This is a genomic window from Pseudomonas sp. Sample_9, assembly GCF_004307535.1.
Classification (GTDB): domain Bacteria; phylum Pseudomonadota; class Gammaproteobacteria; order Pseudomonadales; family Pseudomonadaceae; genus Aquipseudomonas; species Aquipseudomonas mercuritolerans.
Genome location: NZ_RAZO01000063.1, coordinates 52,624 through 54,129, shown reverse-complemented (window position 1 = coordinate 54,129; position 1,506 = coordinate 52,624). Strand labels below are relative to the sequence as shown.

At 55.2% G+C, this 1,506-nt stretch carries 1 protein-coding gene; it reads left to right on the top strand.

The genetic code is table 11. From position 1 onward, the window contains the following. Window positions 1-179: 179 nt before the first annotated feature. Window positions 180-1,506: penicillin-binding protein 2 (mrdA, locus tag D6877_RS03820; RefSeq protein ID WP_130909910.1), on the top strand; the 1,327-nt coding region annotated here is incomplete at its 3' end.

Sequence of the window (1,506 nt, the reverse complement as noted above, 5' to 3'; positions counted from 1 at the left end):
ACCCCAATTGCGAAAGCAGTTGGGGTTTTGTTTTGCCTGCGAGAAAGTTTTCAGCCTGCCACCGGGGAAATTCATCCTGAAGTGGATGGCGAGTTTTGGTATGGTGCAGCTCGTTTTTTAACGGACTGATGTCCTGCCCACGGATCGGCACTCATTTATGTCAAAGAGTTGCTGTAGAAATGCCTGAACCAATCCCGATCAAGGATCATGAAAAAGAGACGCGGCTGGTCAACAAGCGATTGATCGCCTGCGCTCTGTTTGTCTTCGCCATCAGCTGCGCTCTGGTGGTGCGCCTGTACATCCTTCAGGTCGTGGAATTCGACTACCACTCGACCATCTCCGAAAACAATCGCGTCCATGTCCTCCCGATACCGCCAACGCGTGGATTGATCTACGACCGCAACGGTGTGTTGCTCGCCGACAATCGCCCCAGCTACAACCTGACCATCACCCGTGAGCGTGCCACCGACGTCAATCAAGAATTGGACGAAGTCATCAACTTGCTGCACTTGCCTGCTGAAGACCGCACGGTATTCGACAAGGCGATGAAGCAATCCCGTCACCCATTCACTCCGGTCACCCTGTTTTATGAGCTGACGGAAGAGCAGATTGCCGTCCTGGCGGTTAACGAGTTTCGATTACCGGGACTTGATGTCGAGGCGCAGTTTGTCCGGCACTATCCCCTCGGCGCTCATTTCGCCCATTCGATCGGTTATGTCGGTCGGATCAATGAAAAAGAATCGAAAACCCTCGACTCTGTGGAATATCGAGGTACGCAATCCATTGGTAAAACCGGTATCGAGCGTTTTTATGAGGCGCAGTTGCACGGCCATGTCGGTTACGAAGAAGTCGAAACCAATGCTCAAGGCCGAGTGCTGCGCGTACTCAGGCACACCGATCCGGTGCCTGGTAAAAACATCGTACTCAGTCTCGATGTGAAGCTGCAGGAAGCCGCTGAAGCTGCTTTGGGCGACCGCCGTGGATCCGTGGTTGCCCTTGATCCGTCCACTGGAGAAGTGCTGGCCATGGTCAGCAATCCGAGCTTCGATCCGAATCTGTTCGTGACTGGCATCAGCTCAAAGGAATATTCAGCGCTGCGCGATTCCATCGACCGTCCGCTGTTCAACCGCGTATTGCGCGGCCTTTATGCCCCAGGCTCGACGATCAAGCCCGAAGTCGCCATCGCGGGTCTGGACGCCGGCGTCGTGACCCCACAGACCCGTGTATTCGATCCCGGCTATTACCAACTACCGGATTTCGACCACAAGTACCGCAACTGGAACCACAGCGGTGACGGCTGGGTGGATATGGACGCGGCGATCATGCGCTCCAACGACACCTACTTCTACGACCTGGCGCACAAGCTCGGCATTGATCGTCTGCACGATTACATGGCGATGTTCGGTCTTGGTGAAAAAGTCTCGCTGGACATGTTTGAAGAGTCGCCCGGCCTGATGCCGTCGCAAGCGTGGAAACGCGCTACTCGGCGACAGGCCTGGTATCCCG